Origin of the sequence: Nocardia miyunensis NBRC 108239, assembly GCF_001613065.1 — a bacterium.
Lineage (GTDB): Bacteria > Actinomycetota > Actinomycetes > Mycobacteriales > Mycobacteriaceae > Nocardia > Nocardia miyunensis.
The window spans coordinates 149,936-156,276 of the sequence record NZ_BDBQ01000047.1 but is presented as its reverse complement, the minus strand read 5'-3'; the positions used below and the strand labels follow the sequence as shown (position 1 = coordinate 156,276).

The 6,341-nt window shown below is 68.2% G+C and carries 6 protein-coding genes; 1 reads left to right on the top strand and 5 read right to left on the bottom strand.

What is annotated here, in order from left to right; genetic code table 11:
- A partial coding sequence (locus NM2_RS20770) for a thiamine pyrophosphate-binding protein (protein ID WP_157121204.1) occupies nt 1-1,728 on the top strand: 1,728 nt, incomplete at its 5' end.
- Here the strand turns inward: NM2_RS20770 and NM2_RS20765 are convergent.
- From NM2_RS20765 to NM2_RS20750, 5 genes are all read right to left on the bottom strand, one after another.
- Complete coding sequence (locus tag NM2_RS20765; RefSeq protein WP_067671187.1) at nt 1,691-2,107, bottom strand: SDR family oxidoreductase; 417 nt, start codon at nt 2,105-2,107, stop codon at nt 1,691-1,693. The genes NM2_RS20770 and NM2_RS20765 overlap by 38 nt on opposite strands.
- Nucleotides 2,108-2,282: 175 nt before the next feature.
- Nucleotides 2,283-2,600 carry an IclR family transcriptional regulator domain-containing protein gene (locus NM2_RS47645; protein ID WP_084531339.1) on the bottom strand — a complete coding sequence of 106 codons (318 nt, stop codon included), beginning with the start codon at nt 2,598-2,600 and terminating at the stop codon, nt 2,283-2,285.
- A gap of 87 nt (nt 2,601-2,687) precedes the next feature.
- Nucleotides 2,688-3,350 carry a TetR/AcrR family transcriptional regulator gene (locus NM2_RS20760; protein ID WP_084531338.1) on the bottom strand — a complete coding sequence of 221 codons (663 nt, stop codon included), beginning with the start codon at nt 3,348-3,350 and terminating at the stop codon, nt 2,688-2,690.
- Nucleotides 3,351-3,439: 89 nt separating this feature from the next.
- Nucleotides 3,440-4,702, bottom strand: coding sequence for an acyl-CoA dehydrogenase family protein (locus NM2_RS20755; protein ID WP_067671184.1), 1,263 nt, complete (start codon nt 4,700-4,702; stop codon nt 3,440-3,442).
- Nucleotides 4,703-4,933: 231 nt separating this feature from the next.
- A complete protein-coding gene (locus NM2_RS20750) occupies nt 4,934-6,259 on the bottom strand; it encodes an MFS transporter (protein ID WP_169816207.1) in 1,326 nt (441 codons plus the stop codon).
- Between the last annotated feature and the right edge of the window lie 82 nt (nt 6,260-6,341).

Here is a 6,341-nt window from a genome sequence, read left to right as displayed (position 1 = left end):
AGCGAAGCCATGACACCGCCCAGCCCGACCGCGGCGGCGACCGAACGCGTCGCCACCACACCGGCCGCACACGCGGTCGCGAAAGCGTTGCGCGACAACGGCATCGACCGGATGTTCCTGGTGACCGGGGCCGATCTGGAGATGTGGCGCGCACTGCGCGACGCCGGTATCGCGCTGTACCTCGCGCGCAGCGAGGCGGGCGCGGTCGTCATGGCCGACGCCTATGCCCGGACCACCGGCAAACCCGCCGTGGTCTACGGCCAGTGGGGTCCGGGCGCGGCCAATGTGGCCGCGGCCCTGGCCGACGCGCTGTGGGCCCGCAGCCCGGTCGTCGCGCTCACCACCACCGTGTCCACCACGCTCGAGCACCGGCAGGACTACCAGGAGCTCGACCATCCCCCGATGTTCACCTCGGTCACCAAATGGCAGGCCAGGGCCAACCGATCGGACCGCGTGGGCGAGTTGCTCGCGCGTGCCATCGCCGTCGCGGGATCGGGCTCGCCGGGTCCGGTGCACCTCGATGTGCCCACGAACCTGCTCAACGAGCCCACCCACGTGCCCGACAGCTACGCGCACGGCTACCGCATCGCTCCCCCGGCCCCGGCTGCCTCGGCCATCGCCGAAACCGTCGAAATGCTCAGCCGCGCAAGGCGTCCGCTGATCCTCGCCGGTAACGGCGTGCTGCTGGCCGAGGGTGCGGCCGAACTGACCGCGCTCGCCGAGCGGGCCGGGGTGCCGGTCGTGACGAGCATGGGCGGCAAGGGTTCGATCGCCGAATCGCATCCGCTCGCCGTCGGGGTCACCGGCCGCTACTCGCGCAAGGTGGCGAACCGGCTCGTCGGCGAGGCGGATCTGGTTCTGGCCATCGGCACCGACCTGGGCGCCCTGGTCACCGACGGCTATCAGTTGCCGTCCAAGAGCGCCGAGGTCATCCAGGTCGACGTCGAGCCCCAGCGGATCGGCGCGTCGGTGCCCATCCGGCTCGGCGTCCTGGCCGATGCCCGCGAATTCGCCCTTGCCCTGACCTCGGCCCTGCCCGAAGGCGCGAACGGTGAGCACGCGACCTGGCGCGAGCACGTCGCGACCGAGGTGGCGGCGTGGCGCGCGACGTTCGAGGCCGTCGCCGCGCGTCCCGCCGAGGGACATGTGCGGCCCGAGGCCGTGGTGGCCACCCTCGGTGAGCTGCTCGGCCCGCGTGACGTCGTGGTCGCCGACACCGGCAACATGGGCGCGTGGGGTGGGGTGCTCTACCCGATCAAGGAACCGGGCCGCACGTTCCTGCGCGCCGCGGGCACCCTCGGCTGGGGCTTCCCCGCCGTGCTCGGCGCTCAGCTCGCGGTCGGCGACGACGCGCGCGCCGTGGCCCTGATGGGTGACGGCGGGTTCGGTTACCACCTCGGCGATATCGAAACCGCTGTGCGACTGGATATCCCGGCGATCGTCCTGGTCCTGAACAACGCCGGGCTCGCCTACGAATCGATCGGTTTCAACTACGTCTGCGACGGTGACATCGTCGCGGAGGTATGCGATTTCACCGACGTCGATTACGGCGCGTTCGCGCGGAGCATGGGCGCGCACGGGGTCCGCGTCGACAACGTCGACGATCTGCGGACCGCCCTGGTCGAGGCGCTCGCACAGCGACGTCCCGCGGTCATCGACGTCGTGGTCAGCGCATTCCGCTTCGCCCCCGTCACGACGTTCGAACCGTTCCTGGAGCGCGAACTGTAGCGCGCTCGCGACCTGAACGATCAGCATCGCCCCGGCGGCACGCGACGGCCATCAGTACACCGGTCGACGATGGCATGCCGACGAGAACACAATCGTCCTCGTCGACGGTGCCGCCGGGCGGTTCGGGACACAGCCGTGTCATGGTCAACGAAATACCCATTGCTGCAATGTATTTCATGTTCCGAGACGCGTCCGAAACCTCGTCGACCATGCCGGGCAGCACGGCTTTGCAGATCCGGAACGTCCCGCCCGCGTGCGCGTCCATGATCTGATTCCAGGTCGATTCGGGCAGATCGAGCAGACCGGTCCACGGCCCGCTGATACCCGCCGCGTGCACGAGCGCCGTCACGGCCCCGAGGTCCCGCTCGACCGTGCTCAACGCGCCGCGACCCGGTAACCCGCGTCCACGAGGGCATCGGCGCAGGCTCGGCCGATTCCACTGCCCCCGCCGGCCACGATCGCGACACCCGCGCCACGATGGCCGGTTCTCTCATGCCCTCTTCCGGTCATGTTCGGCATCGCATGCCGTTCGAGGACTGTCCTCGAACGGTCACTCAGGCGAGCTCGGTGCCCATGAGCTTGTGAATCTCCGTGAGGCACCACTGAATTCGCTCGTCGGTCATCCGCACCTCGGGTCCGGCCACAGTGAGCGCCGCATCGACCGACAGCGCCAGGTTCGAATGCACCACTCGCACGGCGACGGCACGCAGGCCGACTTCACTCTCCTCGTCGTCGATCGCATAGCCCTGCTCGCGAACTTGATCGAGCTCCTCGAGCAGCCGTGCCGTCGAACCAACCGACTTCTTCGTCAGCGTCGGCAGCCGCGAGTCGGGCAGGAGAGCATCGAGCCGGTATCGCGGCAGCGCAGCCAGCTGACTTTCCCGCCCGCTGCGGGCACACGATGTGAGCGGTCTCGTCCACTCGCTCGACGACCTTCTCGAAACCCTGTGACGGGGTTGTCACATGGAACAGGTCCCACCCTCGCCCGTCGGCGGGCGGACATCCAGCAGCCGGAGCAGGATGTCGTCCACGACGTGCTCGACGAAAGCCTCGTCGAGAGGTTCCTTCCACAATGTGCGATGCAGCAGAATCGGCATCGCGATGTCGTCGACGATCAGCGGGTTCGTGTCGGCGGGCAGCTCTCCGCGAGCGATGGCCCGCTCGACCGTCAGTCGTCCGACGGCTCGGCCCGGGTCGCGCAGCTGCGATATCACCGTGCGCATGAGTTCCTCGTCGCGCCGTGCGGCGGCAACCAACGCGACCACCAGATCGCCGTCCCGGGTCGACTCCCGCGCGACGAGGTTGAGCACGGCGAGCAGGTCACCGCGCAGCGAACCGGTGTCGGGTGGCTCCTGGAGCTGGTTGACGTTGTGCCGGACGGCGTCCACGACCAGCGCGGCCTTGGACGGCCAGCGCCGATACAGCGTTGCCTTGGAAGCCTTTGCCACAGCGACGATCTCGTCGATCGTCACGCTGTCGTAGCCCTGCCGCGCGACCAACTCGAGAACGATTGCGCGAATCTCGGCCGAACGTGGGTCGTCGGCATCGGCGTAGCCGGGGTTCGGCCCCCCGCTCGGCGCTGCGATCGTGCATTCACCATGGTTCGAGTTCAGCCCTTCCATGCAATTCGAACAACCGCCCAACCGTAACGAACGGCTGGGCGGCGAAGCGGCACCTGCCGGGGTGTGGTGCCGTCGCCCCCGCCGATCGCTCAGACGGCGGGTAGTCCACCGGCGTACATCGGGAACGGTTCGACGCCGAGCACACCGCGGCCGTTGATCTCGGCCATCGGGTCGAAGCGCATCGCCCCGTGGGTGCTCAGCACCCGCAGGTCGCGAGCGAACCGCTGGATCGGATTGCGCAGGCTCACCGCGGACGAGCCGAGGGCGTCCAGAATCGCGTCGACCGCCTCGACGCACAGCCGGATGGCGAAGATGAGATCCATGTGCACCTCGTTGGCCTCGTCCTCGGTGAAGTCCCCGCCCTGTTCGCTGCGCCGATCGATGGCGTCCGCGTGGCGTTCGAGCACCGCCTGCGCGGCGTTGATCATCGCCCGCACCCGGCCCGCGGTGACCTGCGCCGAGGGCATGTCGGCGACCGTCGGGTAGGGCAGATTGAACGGCTTGCGCGCGGGCGCCTGTTCGGCCAGGCAGTCCTGTGCGCCCCGGGCCATGCCGAGCGCGTTCGCGGCGTTGGCCAGCGTCACCGCCAGCACCCGGGCCTGCGCGCTCCAGGTGAAGCCGCGGCCGGTGTACTTGCCGCGCAGGCTGTTCATCAGCCCGGGCATATCGGTGATCCGCAGAAAACGATGCTCGGGGACGAACACCTCGGTCTCGGCGGTGATCGAGTTGCTGGAGGTGGCGGCCATACCCATCACCTTCCAGTCGTCGAGGATCAGGTACTGGTCGCGGGACAGCAGAGCCTGGCCGCGGCCGACGCCGTTCTCGTCCTCGAACTCCACGCCGACGATGGCCCAGGCGGCATGCTTGCACCCGCTGCCGAATCCCCATTTCCCGCGAACCTGCCAGCCGCCGTCCACCTTGCGGGCCGAACCCACCTTGGTGGCGAACAGCGACGCCGCCACGACCAACGGCCCGTTCCAGCCGTCCGCGAGGGCGAAGACCTCGTCTACGGTCTGCTGCGGAAACGCCAGTGCCAGAACGTTGTTCGCGGCGGCGGTACCGGCGAGCCAGCCCGCGGAGCCGTCGCCGCGCCCCACTGTGGCGATGACCTCGAGCAGGTCGCGGGCACCGACCGCATGACCACCGAGCTCGACCGGCGCGGTCAGGGCGAACACACCCGCGGCGGAGAGCGCACCGACCGTCTCCAGCGTGAGCCTCCCGAGACGTTCCGCCTCGGGGGCCGTCTGCCGCATCAGCGGAACGAGTTCGGCCACCTGCCGGCTGATCCGCTCCCCGCTCTCGCTCAGGAACTCCGACTCGCGCCGTCCCGACACATCGGCACTAATCGTCATTATCGGCCTCCTCTGGCGCGTATATCTGTTCGACGTCAACTATAGTACGAAACCGTATCGTATCACCAGCGGGGTGAGGCCACGGCGAATCAAACCAGCACTCGGCGTTCGCCGCCGCGTCGCACCTGCCCCGAAGCTCTTCAGCCGCAACGATTCACATCACCGAGGCAGCGGTGATGACCAGCGGCTCGGGGCAGCCGCGATACGACGTCGAGCATTGCGGTGTGGATCTCAGGCGTTGTCGAGACTTTCGGTCTTCCGGTGTGGTCGGGCGGCCTCCGGATCGAACTCCGCAGCCGGGTATGCATACCGGGGCAGCGACAGCGCTACCGCGACCACGGCAATGCCGATGACCAGCGCACCGACCAACGCGCCGGAGTAGTTCGAGGAATGCTCCCGTGCCCACTGCAGGACAATCGGCGCGATCCCGATGGAGAGACTTCCGATCCCCATCGTCAAACCTTGGACCTGAGCGAAAGCACGCAGGCCGAAATAGCGGCTCACCAGGTAGGCCCCTACCGTCGCCTCCGCTCCGACGACCACGCCCAGCAGACACATCGCCAGCATCAACTGCCAACGATTGCCGTGGGCGGTCAGCAGGATCGCGATGCCGACGGGCACGCAGGCGAAGAACAGCACGCCTGCCCGCGGCGTCCTCGTGCGATCCAGAGCCACCCCGGAGACGAACTGACCGATCACCGACGCGATCATCAACGCCGACAGCGACAGTGATGCCAGCCCAGCGGAGTATCCGCGCTCCCCCAGCAGCGCTACCGCGTTCTGCCGTACGGCCGCCACGATCCCCGAGGTGCCGACGATGACGAACACCACGGACACCCACCGACGCGTCCACAACGACGCCAGGAAGGACATGCCCGGCAGCGGCACCGATGGCGCATCCGCACCGGTGTGCGCACCCGGCTCGCCGGTGCCGGTATCCGACGTCGCGATGCGAGCGCCCGGCTGGTCGGTGCGTGAACCGGGCTCGCTCAGCAGGAAGATCTGCGTGGGTACGCCGATCAACAGAATGACCAGCCCGAGCGCCAGGTACGTGCCGCGCCAGCCCAAGGTGTGCACGGCGAACTGCCCCAGCGGCGAGTACACCGCACCGGCCAGGCTCCCGGTCGCGCCGATCAGCACCGAGAACCCGACGGCCCGATGATGCGGGAACCACTCCGACACCACCTTGTAGTACACGCCGACGCTTCCCATGAACCCGAACATGTTGGAAAGCCCGATGGCCAAACCCAATCGGATCTCGCTGGCCCCCATCTCCGCGACCAGTGCCGTGGTCACCGCGTAGAGCACGAAACAGGGAATGGCGACGACGCGCACGCCCCACAGGTCGACCCATCGACCGGCCAGCGGCAGGGCCAGGGGAGCGACGATCATCGGCAGGGAGTACAGCGTCAACGTCTCCGACTGGGCCCAACCGTATTGCTGCGACACCGGACCGACGAAGAACGGGGTGATCGCGATCAACGCCGCCGGACTCAACGCCATGACGATGGCGCACGCGATGGCCGCACGCCACGCCGCCGGTGGATATACACGCAACGACGAGACGTATGTTCGCCATGAGCTTCCGTTGGAATGCGCCGGAACCGGCTCTATCGCAGGCATGGTAATACCTACCTTC

Coding starts and splice junctions, on each gene's coding strand:
- NM2_RS20755 (WP_067671184.1), bottom strand. CDS start 4,702: ATGACGATTAGTGCCGATGTGTCGGGACGGCGCGAGTCGGAGTTCCTG.
- NM2_RS20760 (WP_084531338.1), bottom strand. CDS start 3,350: ATGGAAGGGCTGAACTCGAACCATGGTGAATGCACGATCGCAGCGCCG.